General features: G+C 49.7%; 22 protein-coding genes. 17 read left to right on the top strand and 5 right to left on the bottom strand.

The features are described 5' to 3' along the window. Positions 1–15: 15 nt before the first annotated feature. Together I8U18_RS07215 and yunB are read right to left on the bottom strand one after the other, a co-directional pair. Complete coding sequence (locus I8U18_RS07215; RefSeq protein WP_198055450.1) at positions 16–396, bottom strand: hypothetical protein; 381 nt, start codon at positions 394–396, stop codon at positions 16–18. A 197-nt stretch (positions 397–593) separates the two neighbouring features. Next, positions 594–1,232, bottom strand: a complete 639-nt coding sequence (gene yunB / locus I8U18_RS07210) for a sporulation protein YunB (protein WP_309485156.1) — start codon at positions 1,230–1,232, stop codon at positions 594–596. 21 nt (positions 1,233–1,253) lie between these two features. Between yunB and I8U18_RS07205 the strand changes: the two genes are divergently transcribed. After that, on the top strand, positions 1,254–2,195 hold the full coding sequence (locus tag I8U18_RS07205; RefSeq protein ID WP_370589201.1) for a response regulator transcription factor: 942 nt from the start codon (positions 1,254–1,256) through the stop codon (positions 2,193–2,195). Then, positions 2,192–3,250, top strand: a complete 1,059-nt coding sequence (locus tag I8U18_RS07200) for a sensor histidine kinase (RefSeq protein ID WP_033101046.1) — start codon at positions 2,192–2,194, stop codon at positions 3,248–3,250. Before I8U18_RS07205 ends, I8U18_RS07200 begins: the two co-directional genes overlap by 4 nt. A 136-nt stretch (positions 3,251–3,386) precedes the next feature. Here I8U18_RS07200 and I8U18_RS07195 read toward each other — a convergent pair whose 3' ends face one another. After that, positions 3,387–4,982 (bottom strand): multicopper oxidase family protein, encoded by a 1,596-nt coding sequence (locus I8U18_RS07195; RefSeq protein ID WP_198064629.1) that lies wholly within the window; start codon positions 4,980–4,982, stop codon positions 3,387–3,389. 392 nt (positions 4,983–5,374) lie between these two features. Between I8U18_RS07195 and copZ the strand changes: the two genes are divergently transcribed. From copZ to I8U18_RS07170, 5 genes are all read left to right on the top strand, one after another. Then, positions 5,375–5,587 (top strand): copper chaperone CopZ, encoded by a 213-nt coding sequence (copZ, locus tag I8U18_RS07190; RefSeq protein WP_033101047.1) that lies wholly within the window; start codon positions 5,375–5,377, stop codon positions 5,585–5,587. Between the two features lie 47 nt (positions 5,588–5,634). Then, the gene (locus I8U18_RS07185) at positions 5,635–8,055 is read left to right on the top strand and encodes a heavy metal translocating P-type ATPase (protein ID WP_370589202.1); all 2,421 of its coding nucleotides are present in this window, start codon (positions 5,635–5,637) and stop codon (positions 8,053–8,055) included. 144 nt (positions 8,056–8,199) lie between these two features. Continuing rightward, positions 8,200–9,123: a cation diffusion facilitator family transporter gene (locus tag I8U18_RS07180; protein WP_198064628.1), complete on the top strand. Its 924-nt coding sequence runs from the start codon at positions 8,200–8,202 to the stop codon at positions 9,121–9,123. A 312-nt stretch (positions 9,124–9,435) separates the two neighbouring features. Continuing rightward, positions 9,436–10,173 carry a glucosamine-6-phosphate deaminase gene (gene nagB / locus I8U18_RS07175; protein WP_033101050.1) on the top strand — a complete coding sequence of 246 codons (738 nt, stop codon included), beginning with the start codon at positions 9,436–9,438 and terminating at the stop codon, positions 10,171–10,173. Positions 10,174–10,397: 224 nt separating this feature from the next. Then, complete coding sequence (locus I8U18_RS07170; RefSeq protein ID WP_198055446.1) at positions 10,398–10,811, top strand: VOC family protein; 414 nt, start codon at positions 10,398–10,400, stop codon at positions 10,809–10,811. Positions 10,812–11,005: 194 nt separating this feature from the next. Here I8U18_RS07170 and I8U18_RS07165 read toward each other — a convergent pair whose 3' ends face one another. Continuing rightward, on the bottom strand, positions 11,006–12,598 hold the full coding sequence (locus I8U18_RS07165; protein WP_198055445.1) for an APC family permease: 1,593 nt from the start codon (positions 12,596–12,598) through the stop codon (positions 11,006–11,008). Between the two features lie 552 nt (positions 12,599–13,150). Here I8U18_RS07165 and I8U18_RS07160 point away from each other — a divergent pair. The 7 genes from I8U18_RS07160 (at position 13,151) to I8U18_RS07140 (ending at position 18,207) form a co-directional block, all read left to right on the top strand. Further along, positions 13,151–14,191, top strand: a complete 1,041-nt coding sequence (locus I8U18_RS07160; protein WP_198055444.1) for a LacI family DNA-binding transcriptional regulator — start codon at positions 13,151–13,153, stop codon at positions 14,189–14,191. A 66-nt stretch (positions 14,192–14,257) separates the two neighbouring features. Beyond that, entirely contained in the window at positions 14,258–14,416 is a 159-nt protein-coding gene (locus I8U18_RS18435; protein WP_407701821.1) for a hypothetical protein, read from the top strand. A 49-nt stretch (positions 14,417–14,465) separates the two neighbouring features. Beyond that, positions 14,466–14,618 carry a hypothetical protein gene (locus I8U18_RS18430; RefSeq protein ID WP_370589203.1) on the top strand — a complete coding sequence of 51 codons (153 nt, stop codon included), beginning with the start codon at positions 14,466–14,468 and terminating at the stop codon, positions 14,616–14,618. Between the two features lie 40 nt (positions 14,619–14,658). Continuing rightward, positions 14,659–14,820, top strand: a complete 162-nt coding sequence (locus tag I8U18_RS18425) for a hypothetical protein (RefSeq protein ID WP_370589204.1) — start codon at positions 14,659–14,661, stop codon at positions 14,818–14,820. A 132-nt stretch (positions 14,821–14,952) separates the two neighbouring features. After that, positions 14,953–16,212 carry an MFS transporter gene (locus I8U18_RS07150; RefSeq protein WP_198064627.1) on the top strand — a complete coding sequence of 420 codons (1,260 nt, stop codon included), beginning with the start codon at positions 14,953–14,955 and terminating at the stop codon, positions 16,210–16,212. 11 nt (positions 16,213–16,223) lie between these two features. Beyond that, on the top strand, positions 16,224–16,676 hold the full coding sequence (locus I8U18_RS07145; protein ID WP_198064626.1) for a phosphoheptose isomerase family protein: 453 nt from the start codon (positions 16,224–16,226) through the stop codon (positions 16,674–16,676). 259 nt (positions 16,677–16,935) lie between these two features. Continuing rightward, positions 16,936–18,207, top strand: a complete 1,272-nt coding sequence (locus tag I8U18_RS07140; protein ID WP_198055441.1) for a metal-dependent hydrolase family protein — start codon at positions 16,936–16,938, stop codon at positions 18,205–18,207. A 46-nt stretch (positions 18,208–18,253) separates the two neighbouring features. Here the strand turns inward: I8U18_RS07140 and I8U18_RS07135 are convergent, their stop codons facing one another. Further along, positions 18,254–18,802, bottom strand: a complete 549-nt coding sequence (locus tag I8U18_RS07135) for a flavodoxin family protein (RefSeq protein WP_198055440.1) — start codon at positions 18,800–18,802, stop codon at positions 18,254–18,256. A gap of 347 nt (positions 18,803–19,149) precedes the next feature. On the opposite strand from I8U18_RS07135, the gene I8U18_RS07130 reads away from it, so the two are divergent. From I8U18_RS07130 to I8U18_RS07120, 3 genes are all read left to right on the top strand, one after another. Next, positions 19,150–20,079, top strand: a complete 930-nt coding sequence (locus I8U18_RS07130; protein WP_198058992.1) for an ABC transporter ATP-binding protein — start codon at positions 19,150–19,152, stop codon at positions 20,077–20,079. Beyond that, positions 20,072–20,851, top strand: coding sequence for an ABC transporter permease (locus I8U18_RS07125; protein ID WP_052154200.1), 780 nt, complete (start codon positions 20,072–20,074; stop codon positions 20,849–20,851). Before I8U18_RS07130 ends, I8U18_RS07125 begins: the two co-directional genes overlap by 8 nt. Positions 20,852–20,974: 123 nt before the next feature. Next, positions 20,975–22,015, top strand: coding sequence for an NADP-dependent oxidoreductase (locus I8U18_RS07120; protein ID WP_033101056.1), 1,041 nt, complete (start codon positions 20,975–20,977; stop codon positions 22,013–22,015). Positions 22,016–22,291 lie beyond the last annotated feature (276 nt).

Here is a 22,291-nt window from a genome sequence, read left to right as displayed (position 1 = left end):
TTTTTTCATTTTTCCTCAGGAACCGTTTTCCACAGAAATGACCAAAGTTTTGTTGGCTTGGGTCACTTTAAACTCTTTGGTCACGATTTTGCCCTGGTTATTGATTTCCAGTTTGTATGTTTTGTTCGGGGTTACTTCGGTTTCGAATTTTCCCGCTTGATCAGTGAGATTGGAGATCGTCGGAGTGACACGCCCTTTTGGCGTATCCTTCAATTCGATTCCGACGGGTTGTTGGGTGAGCGGGTTCCCTTTCGGGTCAACCAGTTGAATCGTGACCGGGACTGTGGTTTTCTCGAGCTGCGATGAATCGCTGCCCGCCTGTTCCGGCGCTTGTGTTGTACATCCGCTCAGCAATAAAAAAGGTACTGCGAGCAGGCCAACATGGCGAAAACGCAAGATATGATCACCTCAAACGATTTCTCTTTGATATATCAGGCAGCTTTTGCACGGGCTTGGAAGAGGTCGGAGAAGATTTTTCCGACGGGTGATAAGTGCCGCACGTTTTCAAAAATTCCTTCACCCAAATAAATCTTCTAAATTTAGTATAAAGTAAATGTTTCCAGTTGACAAAGTGAAAATTATTTTAAAGGGATTCATTTTTTTATCGTATCGATTCCGATCGGATAAAAATCAGGAACATCGCCGACAATCACTTGTTGGGCCAATGGCTGGTTGAATTTTAAATGAAGCCGGTCCTTAGTGAGCGGCAAAAGCGTTTTCACTTCGATGTCAGCGTTGAGATAGATATTGACTTGAGCCGTATTGATCCCCCGTGATACGATTTCGGATGAAAATGTCACATGCGGAGAACCTTCAATCCACAATTTTAAGGGAAGTTCGGGGCCGTAATCGGACAGGATGCTGCTTTGCGTGATTTCCCCGAGCGATAACTTTACGCTGTACTCCCGGGTTTTGTCCAACTCTTCAAGTAACTTTTCCGAGACGATTTTGTATATGGCTGCTTCGGTTTGCGTATTAAAACTCACTCCGGCGATTTTTCCCTGATGGTCTGTCTGCAGGGTGGCAATCGGTTGCAAACGGCCGTTCAAGGCTTTCTGCATTTGCTCGATGCCGTTGGAGAAAGCGTGCTGGGCGATTTTTTTCGCTTCCTCCTGGGCGATGGCCCTCAAAATGGGCTCCAATTCCCGCTCGAGATTCCACAAAGAGAAAATCAAGAAGGAAAACAGAATGATAATCATGATCGGAATGGATGCTCTCCTCAGGCGAAACACCGGATGGGGATGAAAACGGAAATGAAATGGCGCCGGCGTTTTTTTGCTGATTTTGTTTCTTCGGGGAAGAGAGAAGGACGGGAACCGGATCGATGGCAGCGGAAAGTGAAAGGGCCGCTTAAACCGGAGATGGTTTCGGTAGAACAAACGGCGGCGGAATGGCATGGTTTTGCTCACCCCTCAGTGTCCACATCATACTTTTTAAAACGTATTCAAGAGCCGGGGCGGTTAGAAGCGACCGGAACCGGTCGAAACGGAGAGATCGAGATGAGAGAGTTTTTGGTGATCGAGGATGAACAAAAAATTCGGGATGTGATCGTCTCATATTTGCAAAACGAGGGTTTTACTGTATGGGAAGCGGCAACGGGCACGGAAGGTTTGCGGCTGTTTGCCGGAAAAGCGATCGATTTTGTGATTCTCGATTTGATGCTGCCCGATGTGCCGGGAGAAACGTTGTGTCAACAAATCAGGGAACAGTCGCCGGTGCCGATCATCATGCTGACGGCGAAGGTCGGTGAAGAAGACCGGATCAAAGGCTTGGCGCTCGGGGCGGATGATTATGTGATCAAGCCGTTCAGCCCCCGGGAGCTGATTGCCCGCGTCAAGGCCATCTTGCGCAGGTCGGGACCGGATTTGCTGGCGACGAGAGTCACCTTCAACGGTGGCGATCTGGTCATCGATTCCGGGGCGCAGACGGTGTGGAAGCAGGGAAAAACGGTGCACCTCACGCCGGCTGAATACAAACTTCTTTCCGTGATGGCCCGTCACCCCGGCCGTCCTTTTTCCCGCGAAGAATTGGTGATCAAGGCTTTTGGCTATGATTACCACGGAGATGACCGGACCATTGACCAACATGTGAAAAACTTGCGCCACAAAATTGAATCCGACCCGCGGACGCCGGAATACATTCAGACTGTTTACGGATTTGGATACCGGTTTGCGCCAAGGGAGCGAAGCCGATGAAAAGGCGTTTGACCGGAGCGTTTATCGGTGTTGCCTGCGGGATGATCGGTTTGGCCATCCTCTTTTTGCTGCTGGAAATCCGTTATCACTTTTCGATGTATCTGCGTGAGTACCCGGAGCTTGATCCAGGCACGGTGCTGCTTGTTTATCATCTGCAGCAGGCATTGGTCCAATCAACCTTGTGGACGATGATCGGCACGATCGCACTGGCTGTCATGATCAGTCTCTATCTGGCCAAGCGCATCAGTGCGCCCCTGATCAAGATGAAGGAAGTGGCCGAACGGATGAAACAGGGCAAGTGGACATCCCGCATCGCCGTCTCGGGAAACGACGAATTGGCCGAACTCGGGCAGGCGCTCAATCACCTGACGGAGGAACTGCAAAAACAGGAGGCATTCCGCAAAAATTTGACCGCTGACTTGGCCCATGAGTTAAGAACCCCTCTGGCTACGCTGAAAAGCCATATGGAAGCTTTTGAGGACGGGATTTGGAGCCCGACCCCGGAACGTCTCCATGCTTGTTATGAAGAAATTGAACGGCTGATTCATTTGGTCGGCGACTTGGAACAATTACAGGGGCTGGATTCACCGCAATTCAAATTGAACCGGCAGCCGGAAAATCTCGTGGAGATCATCCGGCAATTCCTGCAAACGATGGAAACGCCGTTTGTGCAGAAGAAGGTGAATCTGAAATTTGCCGGGGAGGAGGCGGTGGTCGTGCCCGTCGATCGCTACCGCTTCACGCAAATATTGTTCAATCTGTTGTCCAACGCCCTTGATTTTACCCCTCCGGAGGGAACAGTCACCGTCAGGGTGACAAACAGGGAGGAGCAGGCCATCGTGGTGGTGGAGGACACGGGGATGGGGATCCCTGCTGAAGAAATCCCCAAGGTGTTTGAGCGGTTTTATCGTGGCGATCGGGCGGGAGGACGGCGCAAAGGGACAGGCATCGGTTTGACGATCGTAAAGAAGCTGGTTGAAGCCCATCAGGGAGAGATTTGCATCGAAAGTGAGGAGGGACGTGGAACGAGGGTGGTGCTCTCTTTGCCGAAATAAGCAGCAAAAAGGGACAAACCGGCACATACCGATTCGTCCCATATTTTCGGTTGCATGTCGGAGGAGTGGGGGAATCCACTCCTTTTTGCGTTGCATGGGTCTTCTTCCCGGATTTTCCGAAAAAGGAGCCGGTTTTCTATTCGTGCACTTGTTTGCGTTTGTCCGGATCAGTCCCTTTGTAGCCCTGGTATGTTACATCGGTCATCATGCCCATGGCTGCATGGTGCAGATCATGGCAGTGGAACATCCAGACACCGGGATTGTCCGCCTTAAAGGTGATCACAACCGTTTCCCCGGGGTTCACCTGGATTGTATCCTTGTAAACCTGGCCGGAAACGGGTTTTCCATTGACCGACAGCACGAGAAACTTGTGACCGTGCAGATGCATCGGGTGGACGGATTTTCCCTCATTTATCAGGGTGACCTCGACTTGTTCCCCGGCCCTGACCGGCAGAGGATCGGTGTTTGGCCATGTTTTGCCATTGATCGTATAGACTTGCACCCCGTTTTCCGTTTTCGTGTTGAGGTGGAGCGTGTACGAAGACCGGAAAGAGACGGGGGACTTCGTCTGATCCTGATTGTATTTGGCCAAATCCCAAACAGGCAGATTTTTTTCGTGATCGGCTTTTACGGTTGTCTGGCTGCCTTCCACTTCGACGGGAAGCAGGAAGGATTTGGCTCCCTTGGTTCTGTCATGAAGGTCGATGGCAAAACTGTGGTCGGCAACAAAGCTGATTTCATACCGTTCGGACGCTCCGACCGGAATCAGCTGATCCTTTACCTCCGCCGGATTTGGAATCGCATTGCCGTCTTCGGCAACGATTTTGAAGTTTTGTCCTTGCAGGTGCAGCATGTGGGTCTGATAACCGGCATTAATGAAGCGCAACCGAACCCGTTCTCCTTTTTTCACCCTCAGCGGCCGGATGGCGGACCCGGTCTTTCCGTTGACGGAATAGAGATCGTACATCATTTTCATCATTTCATCGTGATCCATATTCATCTTTGAATGATCCGTGCCTTCCATGTGCATCCCCGAGTGATCCATGTCTCCCATGTCCGCCGAAGCGTGATCCATATTCATTTTCGAATGATCCATGCCTTCCATGTCCATTGAAGCGTAATCCATCTCCATTTTCGTTTGCGAGGACATCCATTCATCCAAAATCAGAACATAGTCGTGATCGTATTTTACCGTTTCTTTCTTGGGCAGGACGATGAAGGCTCCATATAACCCTCGATCCACCTGGGTGGAACTGTTATAGTGGGAGTGGTAAAAATAAGTTCCGGGAACTTTGGCTATGAAATCATACGTAAAGCTGTGCTTGGGAGCTACCGGAGCTTGAGTCAGACCGGCCACACCGTCCATTCCGTTGGGAACCGGGTAACCATGCCAATGAATAGTGACCGGTTCGTTCATCTGATTGATCAGTTGAACTTTGACATGATCTCCCTGAGTGACTTTGATTGTTTTTCCGGGAACGGTTCCGTCATAAGTCAGCGCATCAACCTGAATCCCCGGTTGCAGCGTCCAATTCGCCGGTTTGGCCGTGATGGTAAACTCCTTCAGGGGCCTTCCCTGCGCGTCTTTGGAAACTTTGGGAACGGCCAGCGCCGGAGTCGGATTTGCGCTGTCTTTTTCCCTGGAAAGGGTGACGGTCACCGCCGCGACAATGGCGATGATCGCGACGACGGCCACAAAAACGGAAAGAAGAATAACTCCTTTTTTCTTCATCAGCAATTCCTCCACTTTTCTTCAGCAAAGCCGTGATTGGCGAAATATATAAAAAGAAGTTGAAGGACGGGATGGGAGCGGAGCATGTCGAACAAATCCGCTCCCGTGATTTCATCATAAAAGTGAAATATGAAGAAATAATGAAGATAGAGGAAATGGAAGGAAAATCTGCGTATACGTTGATATCTTTTTCCCCGCTCCCCGTTGAAATACAGTAGGGGGGTATAGTATATTGAATGTGAAGAATGTTAATAAAGAACAGGTATGTTGATTGGCCAAACGCCGGATTTTGACAAAGGAAATGTTAAGTCTGCAAGTTACCATGAGTGCGCAACTCAAAAATCTTTTGTCGTTACCTAAAATCAATGTACCTGAATGAGGAGGAAATAGCGATGGCTCAAGTTACACTGAAAGTAAACGGCATGTCCTGCAACCATTGTGTCAATGCAGTTGAAACCAGCGTCGGGAAACTGAATGGCGTTCGCGAAGTCACGGTGCGCTTGAATGAGGGTCTGGTTGATATAGAATTTGAGGATGGTGCCGTGAATGTGGAGCAACTGATCGAGACGATTGAAGATCAAGGATATGATGTTGTCCGTTCGTAAGCGCCAAAGGGGATTTCCCCGGCTTCAAGCGGAGGGAGGTGAAGGACGTGGGGGATCAAGCGGCAGAACAAAAAAAGGGTTCGTTTGCAGTTGGCGGAATGACTTGTGCGGCCTGTGCGAACCGGATTGAAAAAGGCATCCGGCGCCTGGAAGGAATCCAAAATGCCAATGTGAATTTTGCCCTGGAACGGGTCGATTTCACCTATGACCCGCACAAGGTTTCCCCGGAAGCTGTGGGGAAGAAGATTGTTGATCTCGGTTATCAGGTTCTGACGGAAAAAGAGGAGTTGTCCATTGCCGGAATGACCTGCGCGGCCTGTGCTGCCCGCATTGAAAAAGGGCTGCGTCGCTTAAGCGGTGTCCTCCATGCCAATGTCAATCTTGCCTTGGAGTCGGCCACGGTCGAATATAACCCCGCCGAAGTCCAACTTGCCGACATCATCAAAAAGATCGAGGCGCTCGGTTATCATGCAACAGAAAAAGCGAATACGGGGGGAGAGCAAGAAGAGCGCAAACAAAAAGAGATTCGCCGCCAAACGTGGAAGCTTATCCTGTCAGCGGTCTTATCCCTTCCGCTCATTTGGAGCATGATAAGCCATTTTCGCTTTCTTTCCTTTATATGGATGCCGCATCTGTTCATGAACCCTTGGTTTCAGCTGATTTTGGCTACTCCCGTGCAGTTTCTCATCGGCAGACAGTTTTATATCGGGGCATACAAAGCGCTGCGCAACAAGAGCGCAAACATGGATGTATTGGTGGCGCTCGGTACGTCGGCAGCTTATTTCTACAGCTTGTACCAAGTGGTCTTATGGTCACTTGATCCGCACAAAACGGTAGAACTCTACTTTGAGACGAGCGCGATCCTGATTACGCTGATCTTGCTTGGAAAGCTGTTTGAGGCGAAAGCCAAGGGGCGTTCTTCCGAAGCGATCAAAAAATTGGCGGGCTTGAAAGCAAAAACGGCAACGGTCATCCGTGACGGGAAAGAGATGCAAATCCCGGTGGAAGATGTGGCCGCAGGGGATCTTGTTCTCGTCAGACCCGGTGAAAAAATACCGGTTGACGGTGAAGTGCTGGAAGGGCGTTCAGCCGTTGATGAATCCATGTTGACCGGTGAAAGCATCCCCGTGGAAAAAGCTCCGGGCGATCAGGTGATCGGGGCGACGATCAACAAAAACGGCCTGCTAAAAATCAAGGCATCCCGGGTGGGAAAAGAAACGGCCTTGGCGCAAATTATCAAAGTGGTGGAAGAAGCGCAGGGTTCCAAGGCCCCGATCCAACGATTGGCCGATACCATTTCCGGCATCTTTGTTCCGATCGTCGTCGGCATTGCCCTGCTGACCTTCCTCATCTGGTATTTCCTTGTCTCTCCCGGCCATTTTGGTTCGGCTTTGGAAAAAATGATCGCTGTTCTCGTCATCGCTTGTCCGTGCGCATTGGGTTTGGCCACTCCCACCTCGATCATGGCCGGTTCCGGACGGGCTGCGGAGTTGGGAGTTTTATTCAAAGGCGGGGAGTATCTGGAGACCACTCATCTCATCGACACCGTCATTCTGGATAAAACCGGGACCGTCACCGTCGGCAAGCCGGTGCTGACCGATGTCATCCCCTTTGGTGTGGGAGAACGGGACTTTTTGCGCCTTGTCGCTTCCGCGGAAAACTTCTCCGAGCATCCGCTGGCAGAGGCGATTGTTGCCGGGGCGCGCGAACGCGGAATCGCGTTGGTGGAAGCTGCTGATTTTGAAGCGATCGCCGGATTTGGCATCAAGGCGCGGGTAGAGGGGAGAGAAGTGCTGGTCGGAACGCGCCGCCTGATGAATCAGCACGAAGTGGAGATGGCTGATGGTCTGAAATTGGCGGAACGTTTGGAGCAGGAAGGGAAAACGGCGATGTTTGCGGCCATTGACCGGAAATTATGCGGGGTGATGGCGGTCGCCGATGAGATCAAGGAAACATCCCGGCAAGCAGTTTATGCCTTGAAAGAGATGGGACTCGATGTGATCATGATCACCGGGGATAATGAACGGACGGCCGCAGCCATTGCCCGACAGGCAGGAATTGAGCACGTTATCGCCGAAGTCCTCCCGGAAGGAAAAGCGGCAGAAGTGAAAAATTTGCAGAAACAAGGGCGGAAAGTAGCGATGGTCGGGGATGGAATTAACGATGCCCCGGCATTGGCAACGGCCGATATTGGCATGGCGATCGGAACGGGAACCGATGTGGCGATGGAAACCGCAGAGATTACGCTGATGCGTGGGGATTTAACCGGTATCGTCGACGCCATTCGCATGAGCAAAAAGACCATTTCCAATATCAAACAAAACCTGTTTTGGGCCTTTGCATATAATACACTGGGGATTCCGGTTGCCGCGGCTGGATTTCTCGCTCCCTGGATCGCGGGAAGCGCCATGGCGTTCAGTTCCGTAACCGTTGTGTTAAACGCGCTGCGACTGCAAAGAGCAAAGTGACCAGACGGTACAGACCCGGAGATAAAAAACTCCCGACATTGTTGCGGGAGTTTCTCGTCCTTTTACAGACGATTTGGAACGCAGGGAGGCAGAAGAGGCCAAAAACTACCGACCTGCGACGGAAAATGAGGTGAAAACTGGGCCATGCATGTTCATACACATGGAGACCACGATCACGGGCATTTGCACCATTGCCATCAGCGGGCAGATAACAAAAAAGGATTGCTCATCGCTCTGCTGATTACCGTTGGCATTATGTTGCTCGAATTTTTCGGCGGATTGTTTACTCATAGTTTGGCTTTGTTGTCCGATTCAGGACATATGCTCAGCGATGCCGCTACCCTTTTCCTCAGCTTTGCCGCCCTGTGGTTTGCCGTTCGGCCTCCATCCCCGCGCAAAACTTATGGATATTACCGGTTTGAAATCCTGGCGGCACTTTTTAACGGAGTGTTGTTGTTCATCATTTCCGGATGGATTATTTGGGAGGCGGTTTTGCGCTTTTTCCATCCTGCCCGCGTTTCCAGCGGCCCGATGATCCTGATCGCGGCCGTCGGGCTTGTTGCCAATCTGCTGAGCGCCTGGGCTTTACTGAGCAAAGGGGATGTAAAAGGGAATGTGAATTTGCGCAGCGCTTATCTTCATGTTCTGGGAGATGCCCTCGGTTCTCTGGGAGCGATCGCGGCCGGGGTGCTGATCTACCTTTTTTCTTGGTATTACGCTGACCCCCTGATCAGTATTTTGGTTGCGGTCCTCATTTTGAAAGGAGCTTGGGGTGTGATTTCCCATTCGTTGCACATTTTGATGGAAGGTACGCCGGTAACGGTCGATTGTGATGAGGTGGACAAAATTTTGCGGAGCATTCCCGGGGTCATCAATGTGCATGACCTGCATGTCTGGACGATTACCTCCGGGCTCGATTCGCTCTCCTGCCACTTGCTGGTCGAGGAACAGTTTGACCAGCAACAGATTTTGCAACAGGCAATCCGGCTGATCGCCGAACATTTTCAGATTCACCATACGACGATTCAGGTGGAAACGGAACAGCTTCAGCATCCTGAATTGCATTAAACACCCCGGGAGGAATCCCGGAGAAGCCTGGCGGAAGAGGCGGTGCAATCAGCTTCATCTCAAGGCTGTTGGGGAAGACAGAAGCTCGCAATGGGGCTTCTTTTTTATCGGGAAATATTGCATACATATTGGTATATACAACTATATGACTAAATGATAATATAAAAATGAAAGCATAGCCACCATAAATAACCAATTGCATATAAATGATCCATTTTTTCAAAAACTGATGATGTCTGTTGCAAATCGAACCGGACATTGAACCAGGTAAAGGGGAAAGTGGCAGTTTTCATAACGGAAGGAGGGGCCGCGATGCAGCTGATCAAGGCAAAAGATTATCATGATCTCTGCCATAAGGCAGCCGAACTCATTTTAAGGAAGGTCAAAGGGCAGAAAAAGCTGACTTTGGGTCTGGCGACTGGTGGCACACCACAAGGGGTTTATCGAATACTGGTGGAAGAGGCGAGGCAAAACGGCACTACCTACCAGCACGTCACCACGTTTAATTTGGATGAATATGTAGGGCTGCCGCCTGATCATCCGCAAAGCTATCATACCTATATGAATAAAAAACTGTTTGATTTTATCGACATACCCCCGCAAAATGTCCATATACCCGATGGCATGGCGGAAAATCTGGAAGAGGAATGCAGACGTTATGAGCAAATGATCGACCAAAGCGGCGGAATTGATCTGCAACTGCTGGGGATTGGCATCAACGGGCATATCGGTTTCAATGAACCGGGAACTTCATTTCACTCCTTTACGCATGTTGTTAAATTGGAAGAATCGACCCGGATCGCCAACAGCCGATTTTTCTCTTCCCTGGAGGAAGTCCCGGCCTTCGCCGTCACGATGGGGATCGCATCGATCATGAAGAGTAAAGAGATCTTGCTGCTCGCCGTCGGCAAAAGAAAAGCGGAAGTGTTGCAGCGGCTCATTTACGGCGAGGTGACCGAAGAACTGCCGGCATCTGTTTTAAAAATGCATCAACATGTGACCATTATTGCCGATGAAGAAGCCCTTTCTTCTCTTTCCGTCCGTTGTTAGGATGGTTGATCAGAAGAGGTCGTCCGGATTGCGGGCGGCTTCTTTTTGTATGTAGGAGTACAGGAAAGTTTCAATCGTTCACAATGCTCTTCACCCTCAAAAAACAGGGTTACGAAACATATGTTCCGGATTATAATCCCGAATAGAGGTGAAGACTGGATAAATATAACCGTTCATGAAAATGCGTTCCAACATTACATGAGGAAAGGAAGTCGAATGGACAGGTGATTCAGGCAAAAATTAATCCCTATTTGTACTTGCGGGGAAACAGTGAGGAAGCGATGTATTTTTATAGGGATGTTTTTGGCGGGGAAATCGTTACCCTTCGACGCTATGGAGATGTACCGGATATCCCTTGTGCTGAAGAGGACCGGGACAAAATTCTGCACGGTCATCTCAAAGTGGCGGATCAAGCGATCTATTTCTCAGATGCGATCGGAAACCAATCTGTCAACTTTGGAAATCAGGTGAGTCTGACATTGGAGTTGACAGAAGCGGATGTGATTGAAAAGGTGTACAACGCTTTGGCTGAAGGCGGAGAAGTTCTTATGCCGCTTCAGGACACTTTTTGGGGGGCGAAATACGGGAAGCTGACCGACCGGTTCGGCATCAACTGGGACTTGAATTGTCAACTGTAATTTTCTGACGTAAGTCATTGAAAGGGGCTATTGTCCGTGTTGATACTGCATGGGTTTGCATGCTTGAGACTTTCAAGATCATGACGGAACTTTGCATCACGAAAGCAGTGACGGTTTCAAATGTGAACAGAATCTGCGTTTATAAAAAAACTGCTGCCCAGCCAGGTGGACAGTCAGTTTTTAAAGAACGAGGATCAGTTGGCGATTTTCATCTGTTCGTTGCTCTGCTCATCCTGTTTGCCTTGATAGGAAGGCAAAGCGCTGCGGATGCCCCAGAAATAAAATATCAGAGCTGCGATGACGACGACAACCATATCCATGCCGTAAGGGATGTGATTGGTTCCGCCGAATTTGCTGCTGCCCAGATAGGAAATTCCCATCATCACGATCAGATAGACGACCAGCCAGAGGCCGGCTTTAAAGTTGGCAGCAAAGTCTTTCCAGTTGTTTTTGGCTTGATAGTAGAAATAAACGGGCAATCCGATGATCATGATCAGGGTGACTTGACCGGTCAGCGGCCAGGTCGCCCAATACAGGATCAGCGATGCAACGATAAACGCCAGCGGCGCGATTACCGGCATGCCTTTGATTTTGAGAGGACGTGAAACATTTACGTCTTTCATGCGGCGGAATGCCATGACCGAGATCGGGCCGGTTACGTACGAGATCAGCGTCGCGACGGAAATAACCTCAGCCAGTGATCCCCATCCTCGGAAAATGAACAGGAATAAAAACGAAACAGCCAGGTTAAACCACATCGCCGGTCGCGGAACGCCGTAAACCGGGTGGATTTTTCCAAATATACGTGGGAAATAACCGTTTTGTTCCATACCGTAAATCATCCGGGCCGTGGTTGCCGTATAGGTCATACCCGTACCGGACGGAGAAACGAATGCATCTGCAAACAGCAGGAGGGCAAGCCAGTTCAGGTTTAGAGCCAAGGCCAGATCGGCGAAGGGAGAGCTAAAGTTCAGGACACCCCAGCCTTTGGCCAGCAGATGATCCGGCACTGCACCGATGTAAGCGGTTTGCAACAAGACATAGATGATTCCTGCCAGGAGAATCGAACCGGCGACTGCGATTGGAACGGAACGGCTTGGATTTTTTGCTTCTCCGGCCATATTGATCGGACTTTGAAATCCGTTAAAGGCAAAAACGATTCCCGATGTGGCCACAGCCGTCAGCACGCCTGCCCAGCCGTTCGGAGTGAAACCGCCGGGGGCATGAGTGAAGTTGTTAGCGTGAAAACCGGCGTAAATGAGCCCGATAATCGTCAGTCCGGGAATGAGGAATTTGAAGACGGTGATGGCCGTGTTAACACGGGCAAACAGCTTGACCGTCCAGTAGTTGATCAGGAAATAGACAACGACCAAACAGGCGGCGAGCACCAGCCCGACCGGGGAAAGCGTTTCTCCGTTGTACAGGGCTTTTGCCCATGCCCAAGGCCAGGAACTCATATATTGTATCGAAGCAACCGCTTCCACAGGAATGACGGAAACAATCGCGATCCAGTTGGCCCAGCCGGATATAAACCCAAGAAATGATCCGTGTGAATAATGGCCGTAACGTACCATTCCGCCTGCTTCGGGGAACATCGCGCCCAATTCGGCATAGGTCAAGCCGATGAACATAATGGCGATCATTCCAATGACCCATGCCCAGATCGCGGCGGGTCCGGCAACTGAGGCCGCTTTCCATGCTCCAAAGAGCCAGCCGGATCCAATAATCGAACCGAGGCCGGTCATCATAAGGGCAAATGTTCCAATATTTCTCTTCATCCCTTTCATATGGCTACCTCCAACTATAGCAGGATATACTAGTAGATTAATTCACTGATAATAGTATCGCATAAAAATGAATTGTAAATCAAATTAAAACCTTTTATTTACAAAAATTGTTATTTAGAAAACCGAAATATACCAGGGTTAAAGGCGAAAATTAACCCTTTTGAGTGATGATTTATTTTTATTTAACACGCATAAGAAGGAGAAAAGGTCGCTGTAGAAAATAATGTTCGGATTTTGCGTCATATGATGAAAAACAGTTTGATCAGCCTGGGGAGGTATACGAATAAAATAGAATGTATTTTAATAGATAAGCAGTGTTAATTGGAAAATAAAGGGATATGATGCAGGGGATTGCAAGCGGGCAGATCTGGTCTTCCTTGCTGCCTTGCAAGGAAGGAGATTCAAAAAACTTTTTCCAAGTGGATGTAAATCAACCTGTGGTTAACAGATCAATATCCTGTTTTTTTCGAGGACTTGTGAAAAGAAAGATAATTTGGTATAATGAAACCGGTTTCAAAAATAAATGAGCAGTTGGCATGAGGGACTGTAAAGATGGAAAATAAGAGACAAAAGAAGCAATCGGACCGTGCCACCATTTCAGATGTAGCAAGACTGGCCGGTGTGTCAAAAACGACGATTTCCCGCTATTTAAGCGGAAAGTACCATATGCTGTCTGACAGCACCTTGAACCGAATAGAAAAAGTCATTGCTGAGCTGAATTACCGTCCCAACAAAATGGCAAGAGGTTTGAAACGGGATCGCAGTTACCTGATCGGCATGGTGATCGCTGATATTACCAATCCTTTTTCCACCGCGATTTTGCGCGGGGCCGAGGATGTCTGCAAGCAGCGCGGATACAGCCTGATGGTTTGCAATACGGATAACGATCCGGCCAAAGAGCGTGAATACATTTTTATGCTGCAATCCCACCGGATCGACGGTTTGATCATCAATACGACCGGACGCAACAACAAGTTTTTGCAAGAATTGGCGACAGAGAAAACAGCCGTCGTCCTGGTCGACCGAAAAGTGCCTGAATTGGGATTTGACACCGTGACGCTTGACAATGAACAGGCGATGGCTGCTGGTGTCAACCACTTGCTCGCCCGGGGGTATAAGCACATCGCCCTTTTCAGCGAATCGATTGCCGGCGTGAGTTCGCGGGAGGAACGGGTGCGCACATTTCAAAACATGTTGTCCGATCGTGAAGTCTCCGCTGAAGTTCATGAGATTGATTTACGCGAGTTGCGCGAATTCTCCCTTCTGTTGGATGAGTTTTTTCAAAAGGCGCCGAAGGGAAAGCGGGCCGTCTTTGCGGCAAACGGGGTGATTCTGTTAAAAACGATCCATCTGATTCAGGAGAAAGGAATCGAGATTGGCAAGGATGTGGCCGTTTTGGGATTTGATGATATGGAATGGGCACCGCTGATCGGCCCCGGAATCACGACCCTGGCACAGCCTACTTATGAAATGGGCGTGACCGCGATGAAAAGAGTGTTGGAGCGGATTGACGGGGATCGGTCGCCGGCGCAAAATATCGCTTTTTCCGGTCAATTGCTGGTGCGCGGCTCTACGCCGGAAGTGAGGGACTAGAAAGATTGCCTGTTTTCGCCCTTTTTTGAAACCGATTTCAAAAAAGGTGGGAATGAGAGTTGGATTATGCCGGATGTCGTAACCTTTGGCGAAGCGATGGGAATGTCTGCGGCCGGTAAAGCCGGAGCGCTTCATCGGGTAAGCAGTTTACGCCGGGGGTGGCCGGGGCGGAAACCAATGTCCCCGTCGGTCTGTTCCGGTTGGGATATTGTGCCGGCCGGGTGAGCGAAGTGGGGAATGATCCGTTTGGACAATGGATCAAGGAGAGTTTGTGATGGGAAAACGTGGATATTTCCATGGTGGCGATCCGGACCATCCGACCGGTTTTCAGTTGAAACCCAAGGCGGGCAGCGGTGACCCCGAGGTGGTTTATTTCCGGAATCGGGTGATCTGCCCGGATCCTCACCGGCTATACCGGCCCGCGTGATCTGGCAGCATTTTATCTTGATAAGGAGGTGAAATTGGTTGTGATCAAGTTGGGGGCAAGAGGCGCTGATGATCGTACGGTGACGGAAGAAGGGGAAGTTACAGGATTTCCTGTTTCGCAAGTGGTCGATACAGTAGGAGAGGGAGACGGATTTGACGTCGGTGTCCATCAGCGGAATGCTGGAGGGTTTGCCGATCCGTGAAGCGGTTTTGCGGGCAAATGCCATCGGGGCTTGGCAGTAATGAGTCAGGGGAACCAGGATGGATTGCCCGTACGGGAGCAGCCGGAGTCCTATGTCTGCACACCATGACTGCGCACCTGAGGAGTGAATCAGATGGAAAACAATCGTTTGGCCAAAAGCCGCTGGTATCGCTTGATTCCGATCGTTTTCATCACTTACAGCCTGGCCTACCTCGACCGCGCCAACTACGGGTTTGGAGCGGCAGGCGGGATGGCCGAAGATTTGCATATCACAGAGGAAGTTTCCTCGCTGATCGGGGCCTTATTTTTCCTTGGTTATTTCTTTTTTCAAATCCCCGGTGCGCATTATGCCGAAAAGAGAAGTGCGAAAAAGCTGATTTTTTGGACGCTGATCCTTTGGGGATTGTGCGCATCGGCGACTGGATTTCTGACTGATGTAAAAGCGCTGCTGGTAATTCGCTTTGTGCTCGGCGTTGCCGAAAGCGTTGTAATGCCGGCCATGCTCGTGTTTCTCTGCCATTGGTTCACCAAAGAGGAACGATCCCGCGCCAACACGTTTCTCATCCTGGGGAACCCGGTGACGGTTTTGTGGATGTCCGTTGTTTCGGGCTATTTGGTCGATGTGTTCAATTGGCGCTGGATGTTTATCCTTGAAGGGCTTCCGGCGGTGATCTGGGCCTTTGTTTGGGAAAAACTGGTTGACGACAAACCGGAGATGGCGAAATGGCTCACCAAAGAAGAAAAAGCCGGGATTTCCCGAGCATTGGAGCAAGAGCAGCAGACAGTACAGCCGGCCAAAAACTATTGGGAAGCGTTTAAATCGAAAAATGTGATACTGCTCTCCCTGCAATATTTTTGCTGGAGCATCGGTGTTTATGGATTTGTGTTATGGCTGCCATCGATTTTAAAATCGGCGTCAAAAATGGGGATCGTCGCGACAGGATGGCTTTCCTCCGTTCCCTATCTGCTCGCTGTCATTCTTATGCTGGTCGTCTCATATTACTCCGACCGCCTGATGAAGCGGAAAGTATTTGTGTGGCCGCTTCTGCTCATCGGAGCCCTCGCCTTTTCCGGATCGTATCTCTTGGGTAACTCCGACTTTTGGCTTTCCTACGTTTTGCTCGTGATTGCCGGCGGTACGATGTACGCGCCATATGGTCCTTTTTTTGCAATTGTTCCCGAGATTTTGCCGCGCAATGTCGCCGGCGGGGCGATGGCGTTGATCAACAGCATGGGAGCGCTCGGTTCCTTTGTCGGTTCATACGTTGTCGGGTATTTGAACGGTGCGACCGGCAGTCCGAATGCTTCTTATATCTTCATGGCGGCAGCCCTCCTGCTGTCGGTGGTTTTAACCCTGGCTGTAAGCAAAAAAGAGGAGAAACATGAAAGGTGAATATCAGATGAATGACGGCAGGCGAGGCGGTCAGGATCGCTGCCCGGGTGGAAGCGGAAACGGATTGGATTGAAGCGGGGACTTCACTGATCAAGAAGATGGCATGTCGATTGCCCGTCTATGTCGTCGGAGAGACGATTGCTCCCGCCATTGCCGCAGAGGATCTCGTCATCACTGTTTCCGGGAAGACACAATCAGTACTGATGATCGAGGAAAAAGCGAGACGGATCGGCTGCAAAGTTCTTGCCGTCACCGCTGATCCGAAGTCTCCGCCGGGGGGTAGGCTGACGCGATCCTTCATGTACTGGCCGCGACCAAGGATCGCCGGCGGGGAAAGCAAGCCGCCATCCAGCCGCCCGGTTCCCTGCCTGACCAGTGCCCCCGCTTTTGCCGGATGCCATTTGCCTGCGGTATGCCTGGTTGAACGCAATCGGCCACCGAAAAGCCCGAGCCAGACATGCTGATTTGGAGCAGCAGATATGTACAAGGCTGTTGCCAAATAGGGTGAAGCGGGATTGATGCTCTATTGCAGCACTTTGTGAGAAAGAAGACAGAAGCTGAAAAGCACCAAGACCAACAGGAAAAATTGAATTTTTTCAATAATAAGGCACGCCTCTTCCAGTTTGGAGAGGTGTTATTTATTAATTGCATTATTATATTTTATTTTCTTTCTATTAGGGTAAATTATCCGTGATTCCGGCTGAGCAGAAAGGAAGGATCAACGTGGAGGCTATCCTGATTAAAAATGTGACCTTAATTGATGGAAAAGGGGGTGAACCGAAGAAAGAGATGGCCGTGCTGGTCCGGGATGGACGCATTGCTGAGGTCGGGCATGTGAATCGCATTCGGATTCCCGATGTGCCGGTGCGGACGATTGATGCGGATGGGTTTACTTTATTGCCGGGATTTATCGATGCCCATGTTCATGTTATGATGTCCCCGGTCAATTTCGCCAATAGTTTGAACACCCCTTTTTCTTATAAATTTTATGATTCGATCCGGAATATGAAAGCCACGGTTGCGGCGGGTGTGACCACTGTGCGGGATGCAGGCGGCGCCGATGCCGGGGTGAAGATGGCTGTGGAAAACGGGCTGGTTCTCGGCCCGCGGATGAAAATCAGCATAACTCCCTTAAGCATAACGGGGGGACACCTCGATTTTTGGCAGCGTTCGGGTGTGGATGTAACGCCGGCCCTTTTTGGCGGATATCCGGGAAACCCGCTGGGGGTCTGCGACGGGCCCGATGAGGTTCGCAAAAAAGTGCGCGAAGTGTTGCGGGCAGGGGCCGATTTCATCAAAGTTTGCAGCACCGGAGGGGTGATGAGCCCCACTGACCATCCGGAATTTACCCAATTTACCCAGGCGGAGCTGGAAGTGATGGTTGAGGAAGCGGCGTTTCGCCGGGGAATCAAAGTGATGGCTCACGCCCAGGGGAACGAGGGGATTAAAAATGCCGTCCGTGCCGGTGTTCATTCGATTGAGCACGGGATTTTCTTGGATGATGAAGCCATTGAGCTCATGCTGAAACAGGGGACGTATCTCGTTCCCACGCTGCTCGCCCCGCTGGCTGTTCTGGAGATGGCGGAGCAGGAGGGAACCATGCCGGAACATGCCATCCGCAAATCAAAAGAAGTGATTGAAATTCACCGGGAGAGCATCAGACAGGCTTTTCGCGCCGGCGTGAAAATCGCGATGGGCACCGATGCCGGGGTGATGGCCCACGGCCAGAATCTGCGCGAATTGGGACTTCTCTGCGAGATCGGCATGTCCCCGATGGAAGCGATTGTGGCTGCGACGCAGATGGCTGCAGCTTGTTTGCAATGGGAGGAAGAGGTGGGCACAATTGAAAAAGGAAAATGGGCGGATTTTGTTTTGACCGGGGTTGATCCGCTGAAAAATATCCGTGCACTTGAAAATCAGGATCAGATCGTGATGGTTATTAAAGGCGGGAAAATCGTGAAGGATCTGCGCAAGCAGGAGTCAAAAACAAAATAAATGGCGAAGCGCCACCTCTTTGCAGGGAAGGGGTGGCGTTTGCCGCTTAAGACTGCACAGCTTGCAGTTGTTGGTTCAATAGCCGCGCCTGATGTAAGGCGTGCTGATCATTCATCACTTCGCCCGGCTTATTTCCGACACCGAGGATATATCCGCCGAATTTCATCGACATAAAGTCAAAAATCAGCTGGAATTGCTGAATGAGAGGAAGTCCCTTCACGTTTATCGAATCTCCTCCGGTGACAATGACAAATGCCTGTTTATCCTTCATGCTTCCTTTGAAATCGTAGTTCGTGTTGCGCAGGCTTTGCGACCAGCGATCGATGAAATTTTTCATCAACCCGGACATTCCGTACCAATACAGCGGAGTAATAAAGAAAATAACATCATGATTTATTACCTGGGTGATGATGCTTTCATAGTCATCGTCAACAGGGTGAAATCCTTCGGGCGAGTGGCGGCCGTCAGCAACTGGAAGGATTTTTTTATGCCGCAGGTAAATCTTGGTCGCCTGAAGCCCGTCCAGGGCATAATCGGCCAGTTGTTCCGAATTTCCACTTTCTCGGGAACTGCCGTAAAGGGCGACGATTTTCATATCCATCAACTCCTGCTTTTGGGAATAGGCAACTTAAACTTGTGTGTTCGCCATCATACAGCAATTCCCTTGTTTTCATGAACGGAAACCGGAAATTCACATGAACGCGCAGACAATCATCATCTTTTTTTATTGTTGACGGAAGCGAAAAACGGGGACAATGGCGCAGGAAAATGGTTCTTTTTTAAAAAGGAGTCCCTGATACAATCAATGTGAAAGACTTTGGGCCGGACAGCACAAATCTGTTACAATTGGATGGAGAGTTTTGTCTGGTGGCAAGGCTTTCAGTCAATAATGTTTTATGATAAACACCTGATGTAAGGTTGATGCTGTCTTGGGAGGGCGTTATGAAACGGAAACCGGTTTTGAAGGTGAACAATGTCACGAAAAAAATACATAATAAAACGATTGTCGAAAACCTCTCCTTTAAGGTTTATGCCGGAGAAGTATTTGGGCTCCTCGGTCCCAACGGTGCCGGAAAAACGACCCTCATCCGGATGATCGTCGGATTGATGGGAATCACCGAGGGAGATATTATGATTCATGATTTCAGCATTAAAACGCAATTTGAACAAGCGGTCCGCGGGATTGGAGCGGTGGTCGAAAATCCGGAGTTATATCAATTCATGTCGGGGTACAAGAATTTGGTTCATTTTGCCAGGATGACACCGGGTGTAGACCAGGAGCGGATCGATGAAGTTGTTTCCCTGGTCCGGTTGGAAAATCGCATTCATGATCCGGTCAAGACGTACTCCCTGGGGATGCGCCAGCGCTTGGGTCTGGCACAAGCGATTCTGCACCGCCCTTCGTTGTTGATCCTGGATGAGCCGACTAACGGTCTGGACCCTGCCGGAATCCGCGAACTGCGCGATTATTTGCGCGAACTGGCCAAGAAGGAAAATGTCGCCGTTCTTGTGTCCAGTCATCTTCTGTCCGAGATGGAGCTGATGTGTGACCGGGTGGGAATCATTCGCCAGGGGAAACTGGCAGGCATAAGATCGGTTGGAAAACTTGAAAATCAGAAGGCCGGGATGTTCAAGGTTCACTTTGAAGTTGATTCGGTTGAAAAAATTCCTGAGCTGCTTAAAAAGAAAAGCTGGAACAAAGAATGGGCTCAAGTGCCGGGAGGGTTTGAGATCGAGCTGAAACGGGAGCAGATCGCCGAACTGAACGCCAGAATGACGGAAGCGGGAATAAAAGTTTACGGAATTCGGACCATGGATCAATCGCTGGAGGACAAGTATCTGGAAATGACAGAAGGTGATGAGATTGCCTGATTTTTTTCGCTTGATTCAAAATGAAATGATGAAACAATTTGAGCGGACGAGAACCTATGTAATGCTCGGATTCTATATCGTGGTCAGTTTTTGTTCCGCTTTCGTCTTGAAGTATATGGAAAAGGCTTCGGGAAGGCCGGAGGATCTATGGGGATTTTTCGAGTTTGACTCACACCTGTTGCCGATCGCGCAAATCTTGACCGTGGTGATTGCCGGAGACATCGTGTCGAGCGAGTTTAACTGGGGAACGGTGAAAATGCTGCTGATCCGTCCGGCGCGACGTATAAAAATCCTTTGGGCCAAGTATGTTACCGTGTTGCTGTTTTCCGTGATTTTCGTGGTAACGCTCATCGTCTGCTCCTTTTTGTTTGGAGCGGTCTTTTTCGGCGTCACCTCCGCTTACGGAAGTCCGGTTCCCCTGATCAAGGAGCTGATCACCACATATTCCCTTTATTTTGTGGAAATTGTGATGATGGCGACACTCGCTTTTATGCTATCCGCTTGGACGCGCAGCAGTTCAGTGGCGATCGGCCTCTCGGTTTTTCTGGTGTTTGCCGGGGCCGTTCTGATTGAGTTTTTAAATATGTTCGGCTTTGCCTGGGGAAAATATCTCCTCTTTGCCAATATGGATTTCACACAGTATCTCTCAGGGGGACAACCGCCTTATCCGGGCATGAGCGCCACTTTTTCCGTCATCGTTTTACTGGTCTATTTTATTCTTTTCCACATAATCTCATGGTGGGCATTTGCAAAAAGAGATATTACTGTTTGAGGCCGGAAATTTGGTTTGAGATCAAAAGTGGACCGGGAAAAGGGTTAACAGGTTTGCTTTTGTGAAAAAATGTGCCGAAAAAATGATGTTTTCTTGAACCAAATTTGCGATGGAGGCGAAAGTATGGCCGAAGCGTTGGCAAACAAAAAGATCTTATTGGTAAAAAGGCCGAAAGGACTGCCGGCAAAAGACGATTTCAAAATGGTTGAAGGGACTGTGCCGGAGCCGAAAACGGGTGAAGTATTGGTTCGCACCTTATACTTATCGGTTGATCCCTATATGCGGGGACGGATGAATGACCAAAAATCGTATGTTCCTCCATATCCGCTCAATGAAGTGATTACCGGAGGGGTGATCGGCGAGGTTATCCAGTCCAGGGCAAGCGAACTGGATGAAGGGGATCTCGTGATCGGCAATTATGGCTGGCAAACGATGCAAACGGTGGATAGTGCGCAATTGCGAAAGATCGATGAAACGATCGCCCCGGTTACCACGGCCTTGGGGATTCTGGGCATGACCGGGCTGACCGCGTATTTCGGGTTGCTTGATATCGGCCGGCCGAAACCGGGGGAAACCGTTGTTGTGTCCGGTGCGGCAGGGGCGGTTGGTATGACGGTTGGCCAAATTGCCAAAATTAAAGGGTGCCGTGTTGTGGGGATTGCCGGTTCAGACAGGAAGATTCAATACCTGCTCGACGAGCTTGGATTTGATGCCGCCATTAACTACAAGACGACGAAAGAGTTGAAAAAAGCGTTGGCAGAAGCTTGCCCGGAGGGTGTGGATATCTATTTTGACAATGTCGGGGGCGAAATCTCCGATGCGGTCATGCGACTGTTGAATCCCCACGCCCGTATTCCGGTCTGTGGCCAAATTTCCTTGTACAACCTGGAAAAGGCCGATATCGGGCCGAGGATACAACCCTTGCTGCTGATCAATAAGGCGCTGATGAAAGGGTTTATCGTATCCGATTATGCAGCCCGATTCGATGAAGGAACCAACCAGTTGGCTGAATGGTTGAAGCAGGGCAAATTGAAATATGAAGAAAATATTGTGGAAGGTTTTGAGAATACCATTGATGCTTTTCTCGGATTGTTCAAAGGGGAAAATCTGGGCAAACAGCTAGTCAAGGTGGCAGAGCCCTCCAAGCGGCCTGTGAAAGAATAACCTTAACAGCCTGATGTGATATAAAAAGTCGGTGACGCAAAGGACGTTACCGTCTTTTTTTATATTTTTTTGCGAGCGGGAAAGAGTTCATCTTTGGATCGTGTTTGTTTTGAGCGGGGCAGAAATCAGAATCAGCCTGATTTTTTCTTCGGTTGAATTTATCCTGATTTTGAAACAATTATTGATTTATAAAGGGTTGATGTTTTGATATGATATTGAAAGCGGGAATTAAATCGTAATAATTTTGATTTAGCTCGTCATAAAATTCCAATATGA

The sequence above is a fragment of the Thermoactinomyces sp. CICC 10522 genome, from assembly GCF_016055075.1.
GTDB classification, from domain to species: domain Bacteria; phylum Bacillota; class Bacilli; order Thermoactinomycetales; family Thermoactinomycetaceae; genus Thermoactinomyces_A; species Thermoactinomyces_A daqus.
Note: the sequence above shows the minus strand (reverse complement) of the source record. Positions and strands in the feature narration are given on the sequence as shown.